A 24,218-nucleotide genomic window follows, 5' to 3' on the forward strand; every position below is an offset into this window, starting at 1 on the left:
AACATGGCTTACATAAAGAAGAATCAGCGTATACTTATTGTCGAAGATGACACAGATATCGCGGAGCTGGTCATGATCTATTTGCAAAACCAGGGTTATGAGTCTTATACCGCCCAAACTCTCCAGCATGCGACTGTTCTGCTTGAAGAACGAGTTCCGGATCTGATTCTATGCGATATCATGCTGCCGGATGGAAACGGAACAACGTGGGTTCAGAGCGTCAAACGAAGCACAGAACTGCCCATCATCTTTCTTAGCAGCCGGCAGGAAACGGAAGATATCATTCAGGGGCTGGAACTCGGGGATGATTATATCACCAAGCCATTCGATCCGGATATTATGGTCGCCAGAGTAAAAGCGCAACTGAGGCGTTCGATCACGAAGACCAGCACCTCGGCAATTGCCAAAGACACAGTATATCGTGACGGCTGGCTAGATTTGCACTTTGGTCATTTTGAAGTCAGGGTAGATAGCAAGCTCATCAGCCTGCCTGCCAAAGAACTTCAGCTTCTTTTCCTCATGGCAAGTCGTCCGGGGCATGTGTACAGCACAGAATACTTGTTTGAACGCATATGGGGGCTGGATAACTGGAGTGACGTTCGAACCGTTATGGTCCATATTCATAACCTCAGACGCAAAATCGAGAATCCTTCCAGCTCCCATCGTTACATAACAACTGTACGGGGGATGGGCTATAAATTTCAGACATGGCTGGATTAATAAATTCGTCACTCATAATAAAAAGAGCCTGCACCTTCGGGTGTGGGCTCTTGATTTTTAGCCTATCCTGTTTTTACTTCCTCTCCCTGCCTGCCAATTCACAAGTAATCCGGACACACAGAAGGCAATAACCATACCTATACAGGTATGTAGCACATTCAATGAATCGGTTTCCATGAAAAACGGAATTCCTAGCAAACTGACAGATTCACTAAATACGAATGATTTTACAGATACAAGACCATAATACAGTCCACCTGCGGCACCCCCAAGCAGTGCTGCATAAAAAGAAGCTCTTTTTCTGATATTCACGGCATACATGGCAGGTTCCGGCACCCCCAAAAGAGCTGTTCCCGTTGCCCAGAAAGCCAGTCTTCTGAACTCAGGTTGTTTGCTGCGAAGCCCGGAAGCAAATGCTGCACCCGCTTGTGCAACATAGGCAACAATCATCGCTGGGAAGATAATGGAGTATCCATTAATCATCAATTCATTAATTATGATGGGAACGAGCCAGTAATGTAATCCAGCAAGCAAGAGCAGCGAAAAAGTTGCACCGAGCAGGACAATGGCCACAATGGGCGCATCATCAAGCAGTGAGTTCATAGCACCCGGCATCTGATCTTGAATCCATGTCCCCAGTGGACCAAGCACCATCAGGATCAGTGGCACCAGAACTCCCAACGTTAACACTGGAGCAAGAATTCCCTGAAGCACTCTGGGACTAATGCGTCCAACTGCTTTTTCCATATAGGACGCTGCTAAGATCGTCAAAAACATCCAGAGAGAAGCCGAAAGAAAAGCCGGCTGTGATACCATGGGTACTCCCATAAAGTGAACTTGACCTTCACTTGCCAGTAAGTAGCTTAACTGCGGGTGAAACATCAATCCGCCGATGCTTGCAGCAACATATATATTACTCTTTAACCGATACGCCGTACTAACTGCTACCAGAATCGGCAGAAGGTAAAATGCACTGTCTCCTATGGATTTAAATATCGTAAAGGTCTGACTATCCATCAGCGTAGAAGAATCCGCAGAACTGTATGTATTGATTAACGTAATAATTATGAGCAGGATCTTAATCACAGCCGCTCCGAGAATCGCAGGCATCAAGGGCCTGAACACATCGGAAACAAAGTGTAAGATCGAAAATTGGTTCTTCTTTGCGTGTCCTGCTTCCTGCAGTGCTCTCCCTTCCGTTTCCCCCACGCCCATACTCAGTAACATGCAGATCAGGGAAGATTCATCCTTTATTGCCAGATGGCAATGCTTACCCGTTACCCGAATATCTGCCACATAGTCTGTGGAGGCCAGAACCGATATGTTCAATTGGGAACTGTCCTTCAGTACCAGCGTCGTTGTACCCTTATCGTGCTCTACGAGCTTGATGTTCTGCTTGCCACCCGCGAGTTCCAACCAATCTTCAATCTGTGTGTCATGCATGATGTCCAATCTCCTCGTGTTACGGTAAACCCGTGTTTTGTGATGTGTTACAATCTAATGTGCCTCTATCTATATACACATTTCCACGAAAAAACTTCAATAGGATAAAAAAACTAATTTCCCTTACATTGCATGTTTATTTACACAAGGTATATTGACCTATGACATCGTTACGTAGCAAAAAAGCCTGCAAAAGCGCAGGCTCCTATTATATCTTCTATAAATTTCATCCATCCTATGACAATGCCAACATCGCGTTCATATCTTCTTCTGCCGTTGTAATTAACTTCAGACCGAACATATCCACGAGCACATCCAATACACCTTCTGAAATGAACTCAGGCGGTTTCGGTCCAATTCGAATGTCCTGAATGCCGAGGCTGAACAGGCCGAGCAGGATCGCAACTGCTTTTTGCTCAAACCAGGACAGCACGATGCTGACAGGCAACTCATTCACGGTACAGCCAAAAGCATCCGCTAATGCCATTGCAATCTTCACGGTGGAACCGGAATTGTTGCATTGTCCCAAGTCGATATAACGTGGTATGCCCGTATCTCCAACCGTACCATAATCCACATCGTTGAAGCGGAACTTACCACAGGATGTCGTCAGAATAACGGTGTCATTTGGCAACGATGTAGCCAATTCACGATAGTAGTTGCCCCCTTTGCCTGGTGCATCACAACCTGCAATAACGAAGAATCGACGGATATGACCGTCTTTCACCGCTTGAATAATCTCGGGAGCAAGGCCAATCACCGTCTCATGATGGTATCCTGTCGTTAAGACTTGCTCGGACTGTATATCGGCCGCAGGCAGGGACAATGCGCGTTCAATCAGGGGTGAGAAGTCATCATCCATAATCTTGGCAACGCCCTCCAGACCCGCCACTTCGTATGAGAAAAAGCGGTCTGAATATGTGCCTTTGATCGGCATGACACAGTTGGTCGTTGCGAGAATCGCACCCGGGAATTGTTCGAAAAGTCTTCTTTGATCGTACCAGGCTTTGCCGATATTGCCCTTGAGATGGGTGTATTTCTTCAACGCCGGGTAACCGTGTGCAGGCAACATTTCCGAGTGGGTATAGATGTTGATTCCTTTCCCTTCAGTTTGATGGAGCAACTCCTCCAGTGCATACAGATTATGTCCCGTTACCACGATGCACTGTCCTTCGATCTGATTCTGACTAACCGTAATCGGTTGCGGTATACCAAAACGATCTGTATGCGCACGATCCAGCACGTCCATAATGCGGATTGCTGCATTGCCGACTTTCATCGCCATCTCCAGATGCTCTTGAACATTAAAATTCGAGTTCGTTAATGTCATATATAATGCCTCATGTGTAATCCGATCCACCTCAGGATCATGATATCCCAACTGGCGTGCGTGTGTTGCATAAGCAGCAATTCCTTTTAACGCAAAGATCATCGTATCCTGCAAACTTGCGATCGTTTCATTTTTGCCGCATACTCCTACCACAGTACACCCGCCACTCGGCGTCTGTTCGCACTGATAACAAAACATATGGGTTCCCTCCAAACTAGATTAAACACTGTTCGTTATGAAGTAGCGTAACAGACCTCGATATGTCCATGTGTGATGGTGCACACAGTTTCTGATCCAACACCTGTATATGGTTCTCTGAGACTAACCTTCCTCCGGGATATCGTCTGATCTGATCTAAAATTCTCCATAGTTCATACCACCATAAGTTTCATTCCAGCGATATATGTTATGTCTCTGCATCATTGGAAATAATAACATTGGAAATGAAGCATATCTCGGCTCATTATGAAAAATACTGTGTACAGCTGAAAACTTATAAATCCTGTATCTAAAAAATTATGAAATGAAACGATTCTAGATTTTGCCCGTAAGGGTAATACACAGAGAGAAATCTAATATTCAAGGAGCTGGTCAATTGCAACACTACAGACACAGTGCAGATGAAACCCTTCAGGATGTACAGAGTTCCTCTAAGGGACTCACGACCTCCGAAGCTGCCAAGAGACTTGAAACGGAAGGATATAACGAGTTAAAAGGGAAAGATGCAACACCAGTCTGGAAATTGTTCCTCGAAAATTTTAAAGATCCGATGGTCATCGTGCTGTTGATTGCAGCCGCGGTTCAGGTTGTACTTGGACACCTGATCGAATCCTTGATCATATTCCTGGTTATTTTGCTCAATGCGGTAATCAGTGTAGTTCAGACCAAAAAAGCCGAGAGTTCGCTTGACGCGCTGAAACAAATGTCTGCACCCGAAGCCAAGGTCATTCGTGACGGTCAGAAAAGAACCATTCCAGCGAGGGAACTCGTTCCCGGTGATATTGTTATGCTGGATGCAGGTGATTATGTCCCGGCGGACGGACGTATTCTGGAATCAGGAAGTTTGAAAATCAACGAAGGCATGCTGACCGGAGAATCCGAAGCTGCGGAGAAACACGCCGATACCATCCCGGATGAAGCTCCAATCGGAGATCGTCGCAATATGGCCTTCAGCGGCTCACTGGTCGTATATGGACGGGGTATGCTCGTCATTACAGGTACGGCTCTCAAGACGGAAATTGGCAAAATTGCCGAATTGATTGAAAATGCCGAAGCCAAGAACACGCCATTACAGCGCAAGTTGGAATCATTCAGCAAAAAACTGGGCTTTTTCATCCTGGGCTTGTCGATTCTTATCTTTGGCATTGAAGCCGGTCGTGTATGGTTGACCGAAGGTACGGAGAATATCGGGCCATCCATCGTAAATGCACTGATGTTTGCCGTAGCTGTTGCAGTTGCTGCCATTCCTGAGGCACTTTCCTCCATTGTGACGATCGTGTTGTCACTCGGAACGAATAAGATGGCCAAACAACATGCGATCATTCGCAGACTGCCTGCCGTGGAAGCACTCGGTTCTGCCAGCATCATCTGTACGGACAAAACAGGAACGCTAACTCAGAACAAGATGACTGTCGTGGATTATTACATTCCCCATGGCACCAAGGACGAATTCCCCGATGATCCCGATCAGTGGTCGGAAGAGGAACGACGTTTGTTACATATTGCAGTGCTCTGCAATGATTCGAATATTAACCAGGAAGGCAAGGAATTGGGTGATCCAACCGAAGTGGCCCTGATTGCCTTCAGCAACCGGGTGAACAAGGATTACAATGAAATCCGTGACCAGTTCCCGCGTGAAGCTGAGCTTCCTTTTGACTCGGATCGAAAGCTCATGAGTACAGTGCATACCTTCGAGGGACAGACGGCTTTGCTGACCAAAGGTGGACCGGATGTGCTGTTCAGTCGCTGTAGTCATGTATTTATCAATGGTGAGGTTCAGCCCCTCACACCCGAGATTCGCACACAGTTTGAAGAAAAAAATGAGGCCTTCTCCAAACGTGCCTTCCGTGTGCTGGCCTATGCGTACAAAAAATTCGATGATAAAAACCAGGTTACGATTGATGACGAGCATGATCTTACGCTGGTTGGCCTGACAGCGATGATTGACCCACCGCGTGAAGCGGTATACGCCTCTATTGAAGAGTCCAAAAAAGCGGGCATTCGCACCATCATGATCACCGGAGATCACAAAACGACGGCTCAGGCGATCGGTGTGGATATCGGTCTTGCCGAACCGGATGATCTTGCCATTACCGGAGCTGAACTGGACAAAATGTCTGATGAAGAGCTGGATCAACAACTCGAACATATCTCGGTATACGCCAGAGTATCTCCCGAGAACAAAATTCGGATTGTTCGTGCATGGCAGCGCAAAGGCAAGGTTGCAGCCATGACCGGCGATGGAGTTAATGACGCACCAGCGCTGAAACAAGCCGACATCGGCGTAGCGATGGGTAGCGGAACAGATGTTGCCAAGGATGCGGCTGCCATGATTCTGACGGATGATAACTTTGTCTCCATCGTGAATGCGGTTAGTGTTGGGCGGATGGTATTTGATAATATCAAAAAAGCCATTGCATACCTGTTCGCCGGTAACCTTGGCGCCATTATCGCCATTTTGTTTGCCTTGATCGTCGGCTGGGTTAATCCGTTTACGGCCCTTCAGCTGCTGTTCATCAATCTGGTGAATGACTCCCTGCCTGCCATTGCTTTGGGTACAGAGAAGGCCGAGCCAGATGTCATGCGGCGCAAACCGCGTGATATTAACGAAGGCATCTTCGCAGGTGGAACCCTGCAGGCTGTGATTACGCGTGGTGTCCTGATTGGGGCGGCTGTTATCGTATCCCAATATATCGGACTTGGTATCTCGGAGGAAATCAGTGTGGCTATGGCCTTTACAACCCTGATTCTGGCACGCAGTCTCCAGACTTTTGCAGCACGTTCCAACACACAGACCATCTTCCAGGTGGGCTTCACGACCAATAAATTCGTGCTTGGCTCCATCTTGGTATGTCTCTGTCTCTATGCCATCACACTGATTCCAGGTGTGCGCGGCGTCTTCGCCATCCCGGATACGTTTGGCTGGAATGAGTTCCTGATTGCAGGTGGACTCGCTCTTGTTGCCGTCATTCTGATGGATGTCATCAAGTGGGTTCGCAATCGCGGCAAACAAGTTACTGCGGCGTAAGATCTGCAGTTATAACATGTACAAACAGGCGCCCGTTATCGGAGCGCCTGTTTATTTACATTTTTTTACATATAAAAAGAGTACACTACACCAACCAACAGATGGACAGGATAAGGATACATAATCCCCAGGATACCGAGGGGATGGTCGCCGACCAGTTGAACTTTTCTTTCCCGTTTGAACCATTTGTTAATCCGGATGCTATTAAAGCCACTCCAATAATTAAACCGATCTGGGCAAACAACAACAAAATTCCTTCTACCATGTAGATTGCTCCCTCACATACTCCGCTATCAATTTGAACATGTTCTTCGGTGGATCGGTGTCTGTAGCCGTGTGCGGGTTGCTATTGCACAGCATTCCGGGAGTAACGGTAGAGGAAGCTTATCATGTGGTGTATGCTTGTCTGTTGTTCGTCTGCGTTGTTTCACTCGGGTTGACCGCCTGGCATAGCAGAGCTTCACGCTCAGGCATTGAACCTGTTACATTGGACAATTGATAATTGATGTTTAAAGTTCAGAACAAAAAGGCCCGCAGCAAGCGCGAGCCTTTTTAGTTTGGAACAGAAATGCCGTTTTTTTTAAAAGTAGATCACTCAACGAACTTACCGGTTACTCTCCTTATTTCATCCTAAATCAACATGCCAACTATTTACCGTCCAACGCAGACTTCCAGGCTTCCAATATGTGAATAGGGGCTTTACTGCTGTTCTCGCCGCCACCTTCCTGCGTCCAAAGCGGTGGATAATACGCGAATACTTGTCCTGTCTGGAGCTGAGTCATATCCTCTTGCCAGCCTTTCCAGCGAAAGGTTTGGTAGAATTGTCCCAGATCACCATCCGCCAGCCAGTTGATAAAGCCCGAATATGCCAGTTCTGTCGATTCCCATTCGAGTGTATCCGGTGCAAAATAATAGACCTGTCCCGTACGACTATACTTGCCTGTATCCAGTCCGAAGAAACCGCCTGCCACATCATATGCGACGACCATCATGCCCTCCAGTGCCTGTGCGCAAGGCTGCTTACTCACACCATTCCAACGGGTTAGACTCCCGAATATACTGTCACCGCCCGCACCAAACAGCGTGATCCATCCATGGTCCAGTACAATACCTTCTGTTTCATAAGCAACAGCCCCCAAATAGGATTTGGTGCTTATTTGCAGACGATAGAGGGTATCTTCTCCAGCCTCCTGTTTTGCTGGAACATACACATATGTATTTTGTCCGCTATCCAGGAGTTCCTTGAGTTCTTCCCATGCGTGATTCTCCCGATCTACTAATTCAGCTATAGTTAATGTATTCATGAGCAGTCTCCTCGCTGATTTTATAAGAGCATATCATGGCTTATTAACCCGTTCAAATCTGCTATAATCTATCTTCAAAGCTAAATTCAAGGGGGAAACAATTTGATTCGCGTAGTTATACTTATGATTCCGATTCTGATGGTGCTCGTATCCGGTTGTCAGAATCATACATCTTCCATGAACGAACCCGTTTCTGTTCAAAAGTCTGATCCCCAGATAATCCATTACATATCACCCCAAGGAAACGACTCGAATAAAGGTACCATTCAATCTCCATGGAAGACATTGCAGCACGCAGCTGACCACGCTTCGCCTGGAAGCACGATTTATGTGCGAGAAGGTGTGTATCATCAGAAAGTCAAAATTACCAGGAGCGGTAATTCTTCCGCTAATCCAACCCTATTTTCAAGCTATCCTCAGGAGAAGGTTATCATTGATGGTGAAGGCCTCTCTGTACGTGGCATCGAAGGATTGATTGAAATTGAAAATGCCAGTTATATCACGATTCAGAATCTCGAAATTCGTAACTTCACGACCACACTCGGGGGCAAGGCTCCAACCGGGATCTATGTCCACGGAGCAGGTGAGCATATTCAGCTGTTGGGCAACACCATACACGCGATCGCTAGTTACGCACCTCCTGAAGGTCCGTATTTGCGGGGCAGGGATGCCCACGGTATTGCTATATATGGCACAGAGCACCCTCAAGCATTACGCGATATCATCATCAAGGATAATAAATTGTATGATCTTACACTCGGTTCCAGCGAGTCACTTGCCATCAACGGCAATGTCGATACGTTTGCCATCCAGGACAATATCATCCATGATTCCGACAATATTGGTATTGATCTGATCGGGTACGAAGGTACGTCCGAGGACGACACGTACGATCAGGCTCGGAACGGCATTGTACGAGGCAACGAAGTATATGATATTACATCCAATAACAATCCCTCCTATGGAACAGACCTGCCCAATGATAGCAACTCAGCCGGTGGCATCTATGTAGATGGCGGGAAAGATCATATCATCGACCAGAACCGGGTATACCGGAGCGACATCGGAATTGAGATTGCCTCAGAACATGCCGGACGTTCAACCAGCAACATTACCGTGCGTGATAACCTGATTTATTCCAACAGATTGACGGGTATTGCCATGGGAGGTTATGACGAAGAGCGGGGAGCTACCGAGGATAGCAGGATCATGTACAATACACTGGTCGGGAATGATACGCTGAATGCAGGCAATGGACAGTTATTCATACAGTCACAGACAAAGAACAATACGTTCATGCGTAACATTCTTGTATCGGGCAGCTTGGAAGTACTGATATACAATGAATATACCAGCAATACCGGCAATGTGTTTGACCATAATGTCTATTACTCACCAGGAGAGCAGGAAGATGCCCTGTGGGTTTGGAAAAATAAAGCCTACTCCGGCATCGCCGCCTACATCAAGGGATCTGGCAATGATGCACACTCCATATATGTGAACCCGGCATTTATGGATGAGTCCAACGAAGATTTTCGTCTCCGGGCGAATTCTCCGGCGAAGGTGTATGGCTACCTTGCCCCAAGGTAAAGTTATTCAGATACTACTCAAGTGGAATTAGCCCAGCCTATTTCACACAAATAAAAGGAGCCTGTGCATGTGGGATCATCTCCCTCATCGTGCACAGGCTCCTTCTCGTTTTCTTTTGATCCAATCCAACCCATAACTTCTTACCATCTGAGCTGCATGTGTCACCCGGTTTCGTCCTCCGGTTTTGGAGGCATACATGGCGTTGTCCACTCTTTGGAACAAGGACTGTCCCGTATCTTCCTCTGGTAGTTCTCCATAAAACCTGGAACAATGTAACGCCACATATCCTGATCGCATCCAAAACCATGAACAAATACAATCGTTTGGCTACCCGAGCCAAGCACTTTAACATTATTTCTTACAAGTACATCAACCGTCATTTCATATCACCTCTCTCTTCCACAAAAAAATCATGACTCCATGCTCTGAACACGCGCTTTACAATCTGACCATCGTCAGGTAAAATCAGTTCAACATGTCGCGCGACAGAGATCAACATTACGGAGGAAAACCATGAATACTTCAACACATAGCTCTACACCTCAGCAACTCTGGGGAAGATCATTCCTATTTATCATGTTAGCGAACGCATTATTGTTTATGGCCTTTGAAATGCTGCTCCCCACATTGCCCTTGTTCGTCTCAAGCCTGGGTGGCGAAGCCTCCCAGATTGGGCTTGTTACAGGCGTATTTATGTTTTCCGCCATCTTGATTCGCCCCTTCACATCTGTCTTAGCAGCTCGAATAGATAAAAAATATCTGTTGATTATCGGTATCACTATCTGTGCATTAATGACAGGTGCATACTACCTATCGTCAGGTATTTGGATGATTCTTGTATTTCGAGTGATCCACGGATTCGGATTTGGTTTGGCAACGACATATTTTGCAACGATTGCCACTGAAAACATACCAAGAGATCGCCGGGGAGAAGGTATGGGGTATTTCGGCGTAGGGGAGACGGTCGCCATATCCATCGGTCCACTGACTGGAACGAGCCTGTTGTTTAGGTACGACTACCAGAGCCTGTTTATGGGAGGTATGTGCATTTTGCTGTTAGCTCTCCTGATGACAGTGTTTGTATCCAGAAAGCCGAAGACAGGAGTTCGTAGCGAGTCTATGCATACTCATGTCCCTTCGGTGAAACTGATTGAAAAGAAGGTACTCTTCCCTTCCCTTCTCATTATGCTTGTTGGCATTGCAGCTGGTTCAATCATGTCCTTTGTGGCTTTATTCGCCGCCGAAAGAGGGTTCGAGAATATAGCCTGGTTTTTCTTCATCGTCGCCATCGCCAGCTTCGCCGTCCGACTGTTCTCGGGGAAAATGTTTGATCGATGGGGACCAGGTTCCGTGTTGTTACCTTCTGCCGTGTTTGCAATCGCGGGACTGCTGGTTCTGATTATCGCCCAGAGTGATGTGCAATTCCTGATCGCCGGCGCGTTATACGGCTTTGGTTTTGGTGCCATATTCCCGGCGATTCAGACCTGGTGTGTGAATCTTGTAGAAGAACATGAGCATGAAAATGCGATGGCTTCCTTCTTTAATTTCTTTGACCTCGGGATTGGTGGTGGCTCGTTAATCCTGGGCGTGGTGGCTTCTGCATTTTCCTATACGGTGGTGTATGCTATCTCTATAGGCATTTTTGTGGTATATATCTTGTTATATTTGGTATACTCCCAAAAACAGCAGAGGTATACAGCTCACCAACTGGAGGTAGACATTGAGTAAAAAACGAATCAAGGAAATTGCCATTCAACATTTTAATCGTCTGGGTTACGAGGGGACCAAGATGGCGCAGATTGCCGAAGAGGCAGGCATTCGCAAGCAATCTTTGGCTTATCATTATTCATCCAAAAAAGCGCTATTGCTGGAGTTATATGAGGAAGTTGTGCAGGAGGAACAGCAGTTTGTACGCCAATTTTTCAATACGTCTGCTGCCCAAACGCTGGATCAGCAGCTATATGCCTTTTTACATGAACACAAAAATCGTTTCCTTACTCACCCGAACGTCGCTTTTATGTATATCCTGTCCTTTATCACACCGCTGGAGGTGCATGATTTTGTGCTCGCGCAGTATCGAACGTACCTCGGGACACTGAAGGAAGAGCTGGCAGCCGTATTTACCAGACATCCCGATATACGTCTGAGTCCGGAAGAAGCTACCGTAGCCTTTGTTACCGTGATGGATGGACTGGATGTACAGCTCGTGTATGAGACACGGCAATCCTATGAGCAGGCTTTAGCGATTACCTGGAATGTCTTCTGGTCAGGCATCCAGCGTTAACGGAACGCTTACGATGAGACTATACAAATAAGAGGGGCGTCCCGCCAGCCATGTTAATGACTTTTGGGACAGCCCCTCTATTCCTTATTTCACGGTTAAGATCACACGTTGATAATGCTTCAACTGATGCTCTCCATCATCCTGTACTTCGGCAACGATATGAAGGGTATCACCCGATTTGGCATCGTCAGGAACGGTAAATGTCACCGCTTCGGTGTCACTGCCCTGCAATTTTATCGTATCCGCCTGCTCATCCTTGGCAAGTTCACGATGCAATCCAAGCTGCAGATCACCCGCCATTTCAGGCTGAACTTTGTTCGGGGTTACTTCGGAATCCTTATAAGTGTCCGCTTCGAAATATCTCCACCACGTATACGTCAGTTGATCTCCATCCGGGTCTGTGCCTTCCGCGTGAAGAGTAACTTCCTCCCCGGGACTAACACTTAGATCCAACCCTTCCTTGATCGTTAATGACGGATTATGGTTGGCCCCTTCGTAAGTGTCTGCAACTGCCCAGTCTGCACGTGCAGCAAAATCATCCTGAATATCGTCAAACCATCTCATCAGAGAGTATTCGGCTTCATAGCGTTTGGTGTAGGGATCGTAATCAAGCACATTGTTTCTAAACAGCTTGTCGTTCACGACGCCAAAGCGTCCACCCCAACCGCCGTAGGAAGGGTCTTCCATACTGCGCAACCCATTATCGATCAGGTAGAAGAAGGATGGAGAATCACCCTCGGATATAAAATCGTATTTGTCATATTGCGGATTGTTCTTGAGATATTCAGCACTTCCCCGCTGTTCTTCGGCCAGTTCGCCTTCGATCATTTTGCCGTCACCCATCGACGCATACATATCCATCAGCTTGCCATGTCCGTTCAGAATGTTCTTGACCATCCAGTCGCCATGAAGCTTGCTGTTCACTTCCTCGGCATGCATCTTCCATGCATAAGCAAAATGCCAGAAGTTCGATTGGTCGTTGAGAATACGGATATCCGGCCAATTCTTCGCAATGTATTCGTTGTAGCTATCATCCTGATCCAGAATAATATACAGAACCAGTTTGTCGCTCACTTTTTTGCGAATCGTATCCCACTCAGCCGTGTCCTTGTACTGTTCCTCAATCGATTTCAGCGCTCTGGCCGTGGTATTGGTGCCACCCCATGTCTGAACAATCAGGTCTCGGGAGTCATCATCGAGGAAAAGAGTTTCGAGGAATTCGGAACCTTCCGTTTCCTTCTCCATCTCCCCTTTATCGGAAATATTACCGATCTTGGTCATCGCTCGAAGCTGTTCCGGCTCCGGATAGCCCTCCGCATGTTTGGACAAGTTTGGATAGATTTCGCCATAGGCATCGATCATGTCGTACACCCACTGTGTGCCTGTCCAGCGGAAAGGTTCGATTCCAGCTTCCTCGTCTCCGGCATAATGATACACCGAACTGGTCAGTACAATTCCGGCGAGATCCATCTCATTCGAATACAAGAGGAAACGAATGACCGAGTTCATATCATCCACTTCACCGTCGGTTGTAATAACTGTTCTACCTTTGGCAGCCTGGTTGTTTGCAGGTTCCTGGGATTCATTTTCCGCCTGCTCTGTCGCCTGATTCGGTGTGTCACTCCCGGTTTGTGGCGCTTTGGATGCGCACCCACTAATCACCAGAATCATACTAAGACAACCTGCGGCAAGACTGTTTAACCATTTTCTTTTGTTCATAATGCTCCCCTTTCTTCTGTACAGCGTGATGTTAGTTGGGTTGGAATAAGTACGTCCTCTGTTTTTCTATCCTTAATATGGACCGTAGAATGCAAAAAAACCCGAACAACATTATGAATGGAACAAAGTCCACGCATAGTGCTGTTCAGGTTTTGCCTGCCCGAAGCAGTAACAATCCTTATTTGAGTGAAAGTATACCATGTCCACTCACGAATGTAAACGTATTCAAATGTTTTTTTGAATTTATCTTTAATATAGTATAATGCTTATAGCCAAAAATCAAACGAATCGGCCTGTTACTATATCAATGTTATTAGGAGGACTCAGACATCATGCAACAACTGGATGCGGCTTTGAGCCGTTTTGTGGAACAGCAGGATTTATATAATGAAGCTTATGGACTTTTCAAAAATCATGATCTGCGTCCCCGCGAACAACATCACCAGCCGGAAGTGGATACTCGAATACCTCTTTCTCCAGAACTTCAGTATCTGTACAGTCATTATGAAATGATAGATGCCCAAGCTGAAGGTACACTCAAAATGAAAAATGCCGGCGTTGAAATCGGTGATGCCGCACTGATCTCCTTTGTTGCACCTGAACATCTGCTTCGTCAGCAACTGGGGTTCCGCTGGATTGGCATGAATGAACCTTATGAGGAGTCCTCCACTTGGCCAAAAAATCACGTCGTCATCGCAAACTTTAACGATGATCCGTTAATTGTAGATGTGGAAGCACCGAACTCTCCCGTATACGCCGCTTTTACAGGTGGAGAACCAAACTGTGTTGCTGATTCACTGTCAGACTTTTTCAGTGCACTAGCCATCCTGATTGAAGTGGCAAGAACTTATGCCGGAGAATTGAAAGATGAAGAAACCTATGAAACCAGGCCCGAGTATCTGGAGCATGTGGAACCTTTATTGCAGGATCTATTGGGAGAAGAGTATACTGCACATCTCTTTGAGTATCTGTCATTTTGTTAAATCGTTGAATAAAAGATAATGGAGGAGCTCCATATGAACTATGTAGCCTTGCTGCGGGGCATTAATGTAGGCGGGAACAATAAAATTAATATGAAGCAACTGAAAGAAACGTTTGAACAAGCAGGCATGCTGGATGTCGTTACATACATCAACTCTGGTAATATTATTTTTGCCGATCATCAGGAACGTGCCAATGCAAATGCGGAGATATCCCATGTGTTAGAACAGGCCATCGCCGCCGATTTCGGCTTACAGATCAGGGTGATGGTGCGCAATATGAATGAAATCCAAAGCGTGATTCAGGCGCTACCGGCAGAATGGGTGAATGATGACACGGCCAAAAGTGATGTACTGTTCCTTTGGGATGAGATCAATGAGCCCTCCGTACTGGACAAACTGCCCATCAAACCGGAAATCGGTACACTGATCTATGTTCCCGGAGCCATTTTATATTCAGTCAGCAGAGAAGATGCATCCAAAAGTGGCATGAACAAGCTTGTGGGGTCCAAAGTCTATGCCTATATGACCGTAAGAAACGTGAATACCACACGTAAGATCTATGCACTAATGCAGGCAGCAGCAGAGAAATAAATCGGACCCAGCAACATTGATATTCAATTATATCTCGTCTAATTCAGCGAAAAATAAAGCATGAAAACATCCTTATGGATGTCTTCATGCTTTCACATTTATTCTGACTTATTTTACCTTCTGACTTTGTCTGACTATAACGAATGAATGGCGTCCGCTACAATATTGGATTGATTTTTCCTCATTCCCAGCATCATGATTGCCAGCAAGAGAACTAGAACAGCTACGAGCATAAATGGAACATGTTTGTCCACCTGATAGAGTGTTGTTGTAAGTAAAGGCGTAATGACGGCGGATATCCCCTGAATCGCTGCTACCAATCCCGCGGCACCTCCCTGCTGTTCTTTGCTAACTGCCAGCGAAGCACCTGCCATAAACCCCGGCATCATCAGACCCGAACCCATGCCAAACAGGAAGAATGAGAAATAATACATGGAAAACACATTGAAGACCAAAAACAGGATCATGCTTGCGATCAGAAAAAGGGACCCGAGCAAAATCATCGGACGTGGCTGCCATTTCAACCACTTCATCTGAATGACCTGCATGATCAACATCGCTGCTCCAGAGAACATGAGTCCAAACGAAACCATTCGAGCCGTAGCCGCCGGGGATAGAGACAGTTGATCCTGAAAATAAAATCCTCCGACAACCTGCAATGTCATGATGCCAATCATCGTAACCAAGCCCGCAACAAGATACATTCGTAATCCACGTTGGAACGGGTTGACTTTAGGCGGCTTTGCCTGAATGACCGGTTTGGCTGCTGGAATTAATAACAAGGCGATAATAAATGCAGCGATCGCTATAAAAATACCAAAATAAAGCGGCCACAGCAGACCGATGATCGTAAATGCTCCTGCAATGGCGGGTCCAAATACAAGGCCAAGTCCATTCGCAGCGCTGATAATGGCCATCCCGCTTCCCCGCTCCTCCCCTTCTGTCACATCACCCATGTAGGCTTGAGCAGAAGAAAGCACGGCAGGAATAAACATGCCGATCAGACTGCGCGTCACAATCAGAAGGGTAAGCAATACGCCTCCTCCGATCCATGCATTCAATTCCCCATACCGGAGCCATAACAGCCATCATAATGGACCCAAGCGAGATAATAAGACCGGAATGACTTTCTTTCATGCCTAACTCGCGAATAAGCGGTGGCATGATGGGTGCAATCAGCATCAGACCCAACATGGCCGCAAATACGCTAAAAAAAATACTTCCTCTGATTCGGTTCATGCTTATACACTCCTCTATATTTCAGTACAGTATCCACTGTACCTGGAGTATACAAGGCGGAATGAATCCCCACTGCCTCTATACGGAACAATTCACGGCAAAGCGGATTTATTAATCTTATTTTATATAAGATTAACTCTTATAACTTTACACCAGACCACTACGATTGCAGTACCATCTTCCGATCGCTGTTATCACCGGATTTCTATGATTCCCTTCTATGATGGGAAAAATCCGTTGATAAAGGCGAACGCTCCGCTTCTCCAGACTGGTTCTGCACTCTTCGTTCTCGTGTAATGTTTCAGTTCATCTTATTTAATAAATCTTTTTCATCTCGGAAGGCTTCACGCCGAATTTGCGATAAAATTGCTGCGAAAAGGCACTGACATTACTGTAACCGACCGCAATCGCGGCCTCGGTGACGTTGTTATCCTGATTGCGCAGCAACTTCATGGCGCTGTCCAGTCGAACCTGACGCAAATATTCGAAGACCGTGCTTCCGAAAAGCGCCTTGAATCCTTTTTTTAATTTGAAATCGTTAAGACCCACCTGTCTGGACAATGCTAGCAAAGATGGAGGATCTACCATGCAGGCCTCCATAATCTCCCGTGCCGTATGTAACTTCCGGATGTCCTCTCTGGAGAATCCCGTGGGGATTGGTGCAAGCTCAAACAGTTGGATCATAAATCGATTCAAGATCTCCAAGGCTGTCGCTTCCATCATTAAGGATGATCGGTAACTGTTGTTTAATTCCACAATCAGACTGTCAATCATCGTTCGTATCCGGTTATCCAGTTGAAATACATTCGGCTTGAACACCTTTCGTCCCAACACCTGTTTAAAATCAATAGGCTTGAAACTGCCCAGTTGTGCCGCCGCATAATTGAACAGAGACACCGGAATCCCCAGTGAAAAAGAAGTATATGGTTCCCTGGCCGGAGGATGGAACCACGCTTCGAAATCATGCATGAAAATGAGGGCACCTTGTCCAGTCGATAACGAATACTCTTGACCAGAGATATCCACTTGCCGTTGACCCGCCAAGGCAAATTGCAACTCCACGACGGGCGTCTCGGACGCAAAGTACGTCGGGCATGGCTGATCGTACTCTACATGAGAACATAGAATCTCGATGCCACTGTATGTGGTCACTCTCTTTATACTTCCACTGCCCACTTTAGCAGAGAGCAGGTATGTATGTTCATCTTGCTGACTGTAGGGGGCCTGGGTTAAATAATGCTGATACATGACGCCTAATGCATCGTCAGTACGCATGGTAATCACCTCGCCTTATAACTGATCAGACTATTCAGTAAAGAAAGCCTGAATTAATTGATAATGATTCTCAATTAATTCTACCGCAATTTCTTTTTTTCGACCAGTCCTATATGTTATGAAGGTTCCCGTCTAACCTTTTACACAATTCAACCTGCCTTTTTACCATTGCTTAACGTTTCTTTCTTATACTGAAGCAGTTGTACATACCATCACTCACGAAACGATAAAGGGGATCTGGAACATTGAAAAAGAGAACTCAATGGCTTGCCGTTCTGTCGATGACCGCCATTCTTACCGCAGGAGCAACCAGCTACACATCAATGATTCATGCCGCTGACGCAACTAAAACCACCAAGGATGATCATGTCGTATTGCGTACAGCCATCCAAAATATGCAAGGTACGGTCACATGGAACGGGAGCAGTCGCAGTGTCGATATCCAGATCGCAGATACTAAAGTGCAACTTCCTGTAGGAACGTCCTCAGCCACCATCAATGGTGTGAAAACTCCTTTGGACAGTAAAAGCTACATCACCAACGGGACAACGTATGTATCTCCCCAAACGCTTAAATTAATTACGGATCAACTGATCCTGAAACAAAATAAAACCGGTTTTGAACAGACCGCATCATTTCAGATGCCCGGTGGCAAAGCAGAAATATCAGCCTCTACGCCAGATGGACAGCGTCTGCTCGTAACCGAAGCGGACAATGGCAGCATTTCCGTGCTGGACATTGCTGACTTGAAAAACATCAATGTATTGAAGATGGTCAGCTTCCATGACCTCTCTGCCAAAGCTGAAGTCACCAGTGTAACGGTATCCAAAGATGGCAAATACGGTCTGGCTGTTATTCGCACAGGGGATACGGACAGTGAAGCAAGCAAAGGGTTACTTGCCATTGTGGATCTGACAACCTACAAAACCGTCAAAACCTATGAACTCGGTATTGGTCCTGACTCCATTGCACTGTCACCTGACGGTCAACATGCGGTGATCGCCATAGAGGACGAAGAGTTGAATACAGCTGCCGATGAAATTGACTATGCCAACACCAAACGTCCGGGTAGCATTATGGTTGTATCTTTTGCTGGCGGGAACGTATTGGAGGGTGAAATCACCAACTTGCCAGTATCTCTGGACAATGTAGAAGGTGCCATCTATCCGCATGATCCACAACCGGAGTATGTTGCCATCAGTCCGGATAACAAAACAGCAGCCATCACGTTACAGGAGAACAACGTCGTTGCCATCGTAGATCTGGAGACAAAAAAAATCAGCTCAATCTTCGCTCTGGGTACTACTTCACATCAAGCGGATCTGAAAGATGATGGTATCGTTCAGTTTAAAGAGACATTGACAGCTCGTTATGAACCGGATGGAATTGCTTTCTCGGCAGATGGTAAATACCTGCTGACAGCTAATGAAGGGGACTTGGGCAAGAATGAATTTGAGGATGGTGTAAAAGCAGGCGGACGTAATATTGCTGTCTGGGATCTGCAAGGCAAGCGGATGTACGATAGCCAAAATCTCATTGACGAGGCAACCGCTATGGTTGGCTTGTACCCGGATGATCGCAGCCCCAACAAAGGTAGTGAAGTCGAGAACCTGACCGTTGCTACTGTAGACGGCACAACGTATGCCGCGGTAGCTTCCGAACGGGCAGATGCCATTTTGTTCTTTGATCTTGCTGATCCGGTCAATCCGGACTACCTGGGTCTGATTCCTACAGCCGGAGAATCACCAGAGGGAATTCATCGTGTTAACGGACGCAGCCTGTTTGTGAGTGCAGATGAAAGCACCGGGACCCTTAGTTTTTTTGCCAAGAAATAGATCTAGCACCCTCGGTATGCAAAGTCTGAAATGAGCAGTTTCACGCTGTATTGAGTAGGAAGGGGTGTAGAGCCCCTGTCCTCTCCTACTGTTGCACACGCTATTCCAAGTATCCACATAATAGTAGGCACAAACGGTTATCGAAGCTTTATATTTTCCACTTCCCGCCTGTTCCGCTCTACTTCCTCTTGTAACACACGTACTTCCATCCTTAATGCGGATACTTCCTCTTTGACACCAGACCTCTTCATCACAAGATAGAAAACCAGATATAATACAAGACCAATCATAATAAAGAAAATTAATAGCGTTATAATTCCAGCAATACCAAAATTACTAGCTCCATCCATAATGTAAGTTTTCCCCTTTCCCCATATCTTATTAATTTATATTTACAACAATACCATATTTAAGCATAACGAACAGTATAAAAAGCCAAGAGAGCATGCTCCCTTGGCTTTCAATTTATCTATATACCTTCCTATCCGGTGATTCTTATTCCCAGAAAAAACGACCTGCGAACACTTTTTCCGTCAACAGTTTGTATGTTTCTTCAGGCAATTCTTTTTTCATCTTTGCCATAACGGCTTCTTTGTCTTGATTATATTGTGTGGACATGCCAATCTCTGCCGTTGTATTGCTCGCATCCAGACGCATGATTGGGGCTTGAGCATCTTTCGTCCAAGGTGTCCATGCCGCTAGATCAGGTGATCCACCCGTACCTGGATTGCCTGTGTACAGGAACTGCTTCAGATATGCTGCCATCGCGGCGGACAACTGATCACGTCCTGGTTTGTTTGTATCGCTAAAGTACCCATCAGGGAAATAGGCAGCAATTCCGTCTGCGTGTCCTGTATAGAAGTCCATATCCGCACCATGCGGTGCGCCCAGTAACGTGAGCAAACGCTCAGAGATGACCCCAGGTTGTGTGCCCCATGCAAAACGATACGCATATACCGGTGGTTGACCTGCTTCACTCGTCAATTGCTCCGCTACACGCTCTGCATTAAAGCCTGCATAAGCTTCACTACCATATTTCAACGCAGCAGCATATTGCTCCGCCTTGGTTTTATCGGTAAACAGAGTCTCATCTGCGATGGATGGAGCGAAGTTCGGATCACCGAAGGCAAAGCCAGAGAACTCCGTTTCCAAGCTGCCGAGCAATACAGGAACTTTCGTATAATTGCCGCTATTGATCGCGTCAAACCCTTCTTTTGGAATCACTGTGCCATCACGGAACAGATGCGGGAATGGTTCCATACGGATTGCGGTTGCACCAAACGCTGTCACCAGCTTGTCCGCAGGCAGTGCACGCAGGTAGCTCTCCAGCTGTGCCTGAGATTGCTTGCCAATCCACGTTTTTGCTTCTTCTGCGGTAGCCGCTTTCCCCTCTTGCACGAGCAGTTTCACGAGTACATCCTCGGATTTTTGCTCGCCTTCTTCCGGTGATGCTGTCGTCAATCCTCCGCTGAAAGCAACTACTTTTTGATACAGTCCTTTGCTAAGTGGAGAGATCAGAGTTGCCAGCACATCACGTGCACCCGCAGATTGTCCGGCTAATGTAACATTGCCTGTATCTCCGCCAAACCCTTCGATATTATCCTGTACCCATTCCAATGCACGGAATGCGTCGAGCAGACCATAGTTACCTGAGTCATCCAGGGCATTGCCTGTTTTCAGCGCTGCATTCTCGAAGAATCCGAGGGCTCCCAAACGATAGTTCACGGAGATGATAATGCTATTGGTGCTCCGTGCAAGCTGTTCACCTTGAAAATCTTTGCCTGATCCGGTCATATTCCCGCCGCCGTGCAGGAACACCATAACCGGAAGTTTCGAACTGGTTGTGTCGGGACGCCAGATATTGAGGTACAACGAATCCTCGCTTCCGGCTGTAGTCTTGCCGGAGATCTGCAAACTGTTCGCTGCAAATTCCTTAGCCGATCTGGTGCCTGTCCATGCCTCTGGTTCTTGCGGGGCTTTCCAGCGCAGTTCACCTACCGGAGGTGCCGCGTAAGGAACACCGAGCCAGCCGAGCGTGCCATATTGTTCATAGGTTTTGCCATCAATCGTGCCATATTTGGTCTGTTGCACCGTTTGAGGTTGGAACGCCCCGGCTTCTTTATGTTTCAACCAGCTCTGCTCCAAGGTTCCGCTGCCATTCTTGAGCTGCGTCTGCAAAGCCTGTGCGGTTGCCTCGGCCATCAGGCGGTTGGTAAGTTGACTCGCTCCCTTCCCTTGAAGCGCCTTGATTCCTTTCCCAGCCGCATAGGTAGGAGCCGCTCCTTGCTCATAATCCGTGCCCGCTTCATAACCAAGCACCTTCAGCAGCATTCCGGCATAACCTTCCGCTGTCAGTGGTGCGTTAGGTTCAAACTTCTCCGTTCCTGCCACGATCTCAGCCACATACGGATGCTGCTTCAAGTAACCAACGACCGGTTGCAATACTTTGCCTGCCTGAGCCGCATCGTCATACGTTTCAGTTCCCTGATAGGCGAGTGCTTCTTTCTCCAATCCGGACAAACGCAAGTAAAGTACTGCCGCCTGAATGCGTGTAGCCTTTTTGTTTAGATATGCCGCATTAACGCCTTGACCGCTACCGCGAATAAGCTCGGATTGGATCAGCTTGTCCATCGCTGCTGAAGAAGAGGATGTTGTGCCCCCTGCTGCATATGCCGGTAGAGCGGTTACACATAATCCCAGAATTGTTGCCACGGCAATCGAACGTTTAATGGTTTTCATGTCATAAATCTCCTCGCTGTCAAATAGTATGTGATGGGATAATTTCATTGGAAATGCGTATCTTGTAGTCAGTATTCCAATGTCTGAATGAGTCTATATCTCTATTTAGAAAAAATGATCTGCTGCGCTCCTTTCTGCTCCAAATTTCTGCTACGGCGCTTGCGGTCATGTCTATCAGGCATTTTTCTTATATAAAAAAACCTGAACCGAAGGCAAACAGACATCGCTTTAGCGTGGTCTACTGCCCTCAATTCAGGTTTTGCCTGCAATCAGTAACAACCCTGAGGAATGAGGTTCATTCCATATGATCATGTAAACGCAATCAATCGTTTGATAACTGAAAAACCAACGAATGAACTGACACAGGTATTGCCCTAAAACACGGTTACAATCCTGTTGTTATGGTGATGTTAGCATATAATGAAAGCGTTCGCAATACCTTTTTTTAAATCGTTAGCATACGATCTCTGATAGGGGTAACAAGAAAAACCCGCAATTCCCATGCGGGTTTAAACTCAACTTACAACATGATGATCTAAAATGCTAACTCTTAATCCCTCAATATCTGTTGTCCTACACCTTTCGTGTTCTACAGCGTGCGTGCCAACTTTTCCAGTAGTTCTACCGCCGGAGCCAATACCGCTTCATCAATATCAAATTCGGGATGATGATGCGGCGCAGGCAACTCGCTGCCAACAATCATATACGTAGCTTTGCCTCCTTGCTCCTGTACTCGCCGGATCATATAACTGGCATCCTCGCTGCCGAGAGCAGCACTATCCGAAATGGTCTCTGCATGGGTGAAACCAGTGATGCCTTCCGCTTGTTGAACCGCAAGCTCTGCAAGTTCCATATCACATCGAATCGGGATGGCACTGCCGACGACCTCAACTGTGGCACTTAGTTCGTGCATGGCTGCACTATGTTCAATGATGTGCCGCACACGACGCTCCAGCTCTCGATTCGTTTCTTCATTCGTCGAGCGCGTCTCAATAACCATACGGGCATGCTCAGCAATAATATTGGCTCCTGTTCCACCTTCCAGAATACCTACATTGATCCGGGTATCTGCCGAACTGAACCGGGGAAGTGCATGAATATTCAGCATGGCGGTCGCTGCGCCCAGCAGCGCGTTCCGCCCTTCCTCCGGTGAAGCCCCTGCATGGGAAGATACACCGGTGAAGTGTGCTTCCAACTTGGTCGTTGCCAGGAATCCGGCAGACGCACCTCTGATATGACCGGATGGCACACCGGTACCCAGGTGCATACAGAACAGGCGATCCACCTGTTCCAGCATTCCTTTTTCGACCATGGCATATGCCCCGCGCACACCTTCTTCGGCAGGTTGGAACAACAGCCGGATCTTGCCGGCAAACTTTCGGTTACTCAACCGTTCTGCAAGCGCCAACCCAATCGTAGTATGTCCATCGTGTGCACAAGCGTGCATAATACCTTCATGACTGGAACGAAATTGTTCCGCATGCGGCACATGTTGTTCCAGCTTGCTCTCACGGATTGGCAGTGCATCCATATCGAAGCGGAATGCCGTCGTTGGCCCATCCTGCTCCCCTTGAAGTTCAGCGACAACGGCAGTGAATCCACCTCGCATCTGCTCCACAATCACCGGATCTGCACCTTCCCGGAGGGCACGCTGATATGCATCTTCCAGTACTTCCGGCTTGGGCAGCCCCCGACGTGATGTGTCGTCGATCGCATCTTTTCCATAAGTGACGCTATATCCAAGTTCCGTCAGCATCTGCACCACTTTGGTCGCGGTACGAAATTCCGTGAATCCCAGTTCAGGATGTTCATGCAGATCCCGGCGAAGCGCGATAATATCCATCATGTGTCATTCCCCTCTCTCAACCTCTATCTATTTTATCGTATATACAGTTCTACACTACTCATTCAACGTTATG

Annotated in this window: 18 protein-coding genes and 2 pseudogenes; 9 read left to right on the forward strand and 11 right to left on the reverse strand. The window is 46.9% G+C overall.

What is annotated here, in order from left to right:
• Nucleotides 1-3 precede the first annotated feature (3 nt).
• Entirely contained in the window at nucleotides 4-720 is a 717-nt protein-coding gene (locus tag AC1S8V_RS21790) for a response regulator transcription factor (protein ID WP_482070724.1), read from the forward strand.
• 57 nt (nucleotides 721-777) lie between these two features.
• Here AC1S8V_RS21790 and AC1S8V_RS21795 read toward each other — a convergent pair whose 3' ends face one another.
• Together AC1S8V_RS21795 and hcp are read right to left on the reverse strand one after the other, a co-directional pair.
• On the reverse strand, nucleotides 778-2,163 hold the full coding sequence (locus AC1S8V_RS21795; protein ID WP_482070725.1) for a PTS sugar transporter subunit IIC: 1,386 nt from the start codon (nucleotides 2,161-2,163) through the stop codon (nucleotides 778-780).
• A 235-nt stretch (nucleotides 2,164-2,398) separates the two neighbouring features.
• Nucleotides 2,399-3,691 carry a hydroxylamine reductase gene (gene hcp, locus AC1S8V_RS21800; RefSeq protein ID WP_482070726.1) on the reverse strand — a complete coding sequence of 431 codons (1,293 nt, stop codon included), beginning with the start codon at nucleotides 3,689-3,691 and terminating at the stop codon, nucleotides 2,399-2,401.
• A 397-nt stretch (nucleotides 3,692-4,088) separates the two neighbouring features.
• Between hcp and AC1S8V_RS21805 the strand changes: the two genes are divergently transcribed.
• On the forward strand, nucleotides 4,089-6,740 hold the full coding sequence (locus AC1S8V_RS21805; protein WP_482070727.1) for a cation-translocating P-type ATPase: 2,652 nt from the start codon (nucleotides 4,089-4,091) through the stop codon (nucleotides 6,738-6,740).
• Nucleotides 6,741-6,825: 85 nt separating this feature from the next.
• Here AC1S8V_RS21805 and AC1S8V_RS21810 read toward each other — a convergent pair whose 3' ends face one another.
• On the reverse strand, nucleotides 6,826-7,005 hold the full coding sequence (locus tag AC1S8V_RS21810) for a hypothetical protein (protein ID WP_482070728.1): 180 nt from the start codon (nucleotides 7,003-7,005) through the stop codon (nucleotides 6,826-6,828).
• A 33-nt stretch (nucleotides 7,006-7,038) separates the two neighbouring features.
• Between AC1S8V_RS21810 and AC1S8V_RS21815 the strand changes: the two genes are divergently transcribed.
• Nucleotides 7,039-7,239: a hypothetical protein gene (locus tag AC1S8V_RS21815; protein ID WP_482070729.1), complete on the forward strand. Its 201-nt coding sequence runs from the start codon at nucleotides 7,039-7,041 to the stop codon at nucleotides 7,237-7,239.
• Between the two features lie 148 nt (nucleotides 7,240-7,387).
• Here AC1S8V_RS21815 and AC1S8V_RS21820 read toward each other — a convergent pair whose 3' ends face one another.
• On the reverse strand, nucleotides 7,388-8,044 hold the full coding sequence (locus AC1S8V_RS21820) for a DUF2625 family protein (RefSeq protein ID WP_482070730.1): 657 nt from the start codon (nucleotides 8,042-8,044) through the stop codon (nucleotides 7,388-7,390).
• A gap of 102 nt (nucleotides 8,045-8,146) precedes the next feature.
• Between AC1S8V_RS21820 and AC1S8V_RS21825 the strand changes: the two genes are divergently transcribed.
• Nucleotides 8,147-9,634, forward strand: coding sequence for a right-handed parallel beta-helix repeat-containing protein (locus AC1S8V_RS21825; RefSeq protein WP_482070731.1), 1,488 nt, complete (start codon nucleotides 8,147-8,149; stop codon nucleotides 9,632-9,634).
• A gap of 242 nt (nucleotides 9,635-9,876) precedes the next feature.
• Here the strand turns inward: AC1S8V_RS21825 and AC1S8V_RS21830 are convergent.
• Nucleotides 9,877-10,014, reverse strand: a pseudogene (locus AC1S8V_RS21830) (alpha/beta fold hydrolase); the annotation flags it as partial.
• 133 nt (nucleotides 10,015-10,147) lie between these two features.
• Between AC1S8V_RS21830 and AC1S8V_RS21835 the strand changes: the two are divergent.
• Nucleotides 10,148-11,362: an MFS transporter gene (locus AC1S8V_RS21835; RefSeq protein WP_482070732.1), complete on the forward strand. Its 1,215-nt coding sequence runs from the start codon at nucleotides 10,148-10,150 to the stop codon at nucleotides 11,360-11,362.
• Nucleotides 11,355-11,918: a TetR/AcrR family transcriptional regulator gene (locus AC1S8V_RS21840; protein WP_458123572.1), complete on the forward strand. Its 564-nt coding sequence runs from the start codon at nucleotides 11,355-11,357 to the stop codon at nucleotides 11,916-11,918. Before AC1S8V_RS21835 ends, AC1S8V_RS21840 begins: the two co-directional genes overlap by 8 nt.
• 84 nt (nucleotides 11,919-12,002) lie before the next feature.
• Here the strand turns inward: AC1S8V_RS21840 and AC1S8V_RS21845 are convergent, their stop codons facing one another.
• Complete coding sequence (locus AC1S8V_RS21845) at nucleotides 12,003-13,637, reverse strand: DUF1593 domain-containing protein (RefSeq protein WP_482070733.1); 1,635 nt, start codon at nucleotides 13,635-13,637, stop codon at nucleotides 12,003-12,005.
• 332 nt (nucleotides 13,638-13,969) lie between these two features.
• Between AC1S8V_RS21845 and AC1S8V_RS21850 the strand changes: the two genes are divergently transcribed.
• Both AC1S8V_RS21850 and AC1S8V_RS21855 read left to right on the forward strand, forming a co-directional pair.
• A complete protein-coding gene (locus AC1S8V_RS21850; protein ID WP_482070734.1) occupies nucleotides 13,970-14,620 on the forward strand; it encodes a hypothetical protein in 651 nt (216 codons plus the stop codon).
• 33 nt (nucleotides 14,621-14,653) lie between these two features.
• Nucleotides 14,654-15,211 (forward strand): DUF1697 domain-containing protein, encoded by a 558-nt coding sequence (locus AC1S8V_RS21855; RefSeq protein WP_482070735.1) that lies wholly within the window; start codon nucleotides 14,654-14,656, stop codon nucleotides 15,209-15,211.
• 134 nt (nucleotides 15,212-15,345) lie between these two features.
• On the opposite strand, the pseudogene AC1S8V_RS21860 reads toward AC1S8V_RS21855, so the two are convergent.
• Together AC1S8V_RS21860 and AC1S8V_RS21865 are read right to left on the reverse strand one after the other, a co-directional pair.
• Nucleotides 15,346-16,450, reverse strand: a pseudogene (locus tag AC1S8V_RS21860) (MFS transporter).
• Nucleotides 16,451-16,765: 315 nt separating this feature from the next.
• Nucleotides 16,766-17,725, reverse strand: a complete 960-nt coding sequence (locus AC1S8V_RS21865) for a helix-turn-helix transcriptional regulator (protein ID WP_482070736.1) — start codon at nucleotides 17,723-17,725, stop codon at nucleotides 16,766-16,768.
• A gap of 245 nt (nucleotides 17,726-17,970) precedes the next feature.
• Between AC1S8V_RS21865 and AC1S8V_RS21870 the strand changes: the two genes are divergently transcribed.
• Nucleotides 17,971-19,560 (forward strand): choice-of-anchor I domain-containing protein, encoded by a 1,590-nt coding sequence (locus AC1S8V_RS21870; protein ID WP_482070737.1) that lies wholly within the window; start codon nucleotides 17,971-17,973, stop codon nucleotides 19,558-19,560.
• A gap of 137 nt (nucleotides 19,561-19,697) precedes the next feature.
• Here the strand turns inward: AC1S8V_RS21870 and AC1S8V_RS21875 are convergent, their stop codons facing one another.
• The 3 genes from AC1S8V_RS21875 to AC1S8V_RS21885 form a co-directional block, all read right to left on the reverse strand.
• Nucleotides 19,698-19,910 carry a hypothetical protein gene (locus AC1S8V_RS21875; RefSeq protein ID WP_482070738.1) on the reverse strand — a complete coding sequence of 71 codons (213 nt, stop codon included), beginning with the start codon at nucleotides 19,908-19,910 and terminating at the stop codon, nucleotides 19,698-19,700.
• A gap of 145 nt (nucleotides 19,911-20,055) precedes the next feature.
• Nucleotides 20,056-22,299, reverse strand: coding sequence for a carboxylesterase/lipase family protein (locus AC1S8V_RS21880; RefSeq protein WP_482070739.1), 2,244 nt, complete (start codon nucleotides 22,297-22,299; stop codon nucleotides 20,056-20,058).
• A gap of 589 nt (nucleotides 22,300-22,888) precedes the next feature.
• The gene (locus tag AC1S8V_RS21885; RefSeq protein WP_482070740.1) at nucleotides 22,889-24,145 is read right to left on the reverse strand and encodes an amidohydrolase; all 1,257 of its coding nucleotides are present in this window, start codon (nucleotides 24,143-24,145) and stop codon (nucleotides 22,889-22,891) included.
• Between the last annotated feature and the right edge of the window lie 73 nt (nucleotides 24,146-24,218).

The sequence above is a fragment of the Paenibacillus sp. B46(2026) genome (assembly GCF_056786355.1).

What these genes read in the sequence shown, in the direction of transcription:
- AC1S8V_RS21835 (WP_482070732.1), top strand. Translation starts at nt 10,148, where the DNA reads ATGAATACTTCAACACATAGCTCTACACCTCAGCAACTCTGGGGAAGA.
- AC1S8V_RS21850 (WP_482070734.1), top strand. Translation starts at nt 13,970, where the DNA reads ATGCAACAACTGGATGCGGCTTTGAGCCGTTTTGTGGAACAGCAGGAT.
- AC1S8V_RS21795 (WP_482070725.1), bottom strand. Translation starts at nt 2,163, where the DNA reads ATGCATGACACACAGATTGAAGATTGGTTGGAACTCGCGGGTGGCAAG.
- AC1S8V_RS21875 (WP_482070738.1), bottom strand. Translation starts at nt 19,910, where the DNA reads ATGGATGGAGCTAGTAATTTTGGTATTGCTGGAATTATAACGCTATTA.
- AC1S8V_RS21790 (WP_482070724.1), top strand. Translation starts at nt 4, where the DNA reads ATGGCTTACATAAAGAAGAATCAGCGTATACTTATTGTCGAAGATGAC.
- AC1S8V_RS21820 (WP_482070730.1), bottom strand. Translation starts at nt 8,044, where the DNA reads ATGAATACATTAACTATAGCTGAATTAGTAGATCGGGAGAATCACGCA.
- AC1S8V_RS21810 (WP_482070728.1), bottom strand. Translation starts at nt 7,005, where the DNA reads ATGGTAGAAGGAATTTTGTTGTTGTTTGCCCAGATCGGTTTAATTATT.
- AC1S8V_RS21845 (WP_482070733.1), bottom strand. Translation starts at nt 13,637, where the DNA reads ATGAACAAAAGAAAATGGTTAAACAGTCTTGCCGCAGGTTGTCTTAGT.
- hcp (WP_482070726.1), bottom strand. Translation starts at nt 3,691, where the DNA reads ATGTTTTGTTATCAGTGCGAACAGACGCCGAGTGGCGGGTGTACTGTG.
- AC1S8V_RS21855 (WP_482070735.1), top strand. Translation starts at nt 14,654, where the DNA reads ATGAACTATGTAGCCTTGCTGCGGGGCATTAATGTAGGCGGGAACAAT.
- AC1S8V_RS21880 (WP_482070739.1), bottom strand. Translation starts at nt 22,299, where the DNA reads ATGAAAACCATTAAACGTTCGATTGCCGTGGCAACAATTCTGGGATTA.
- AC1S8V_RS21865 (WP_482070736.1), bottom strand. Translation starts at nt 17,725, where the DNA reads ATGCGTACTGACGATGCATTAGGCGTCATGTATCAGCATTATTTAACC.
- AC1S8V_RS21885 (WP_482070740.1), bottom strand. Translation starts at nt 24,145, where the DNA reads ATGATGGATATTATCGCGCTTCGCCGGGATCTGCATGAACATCCTGAA.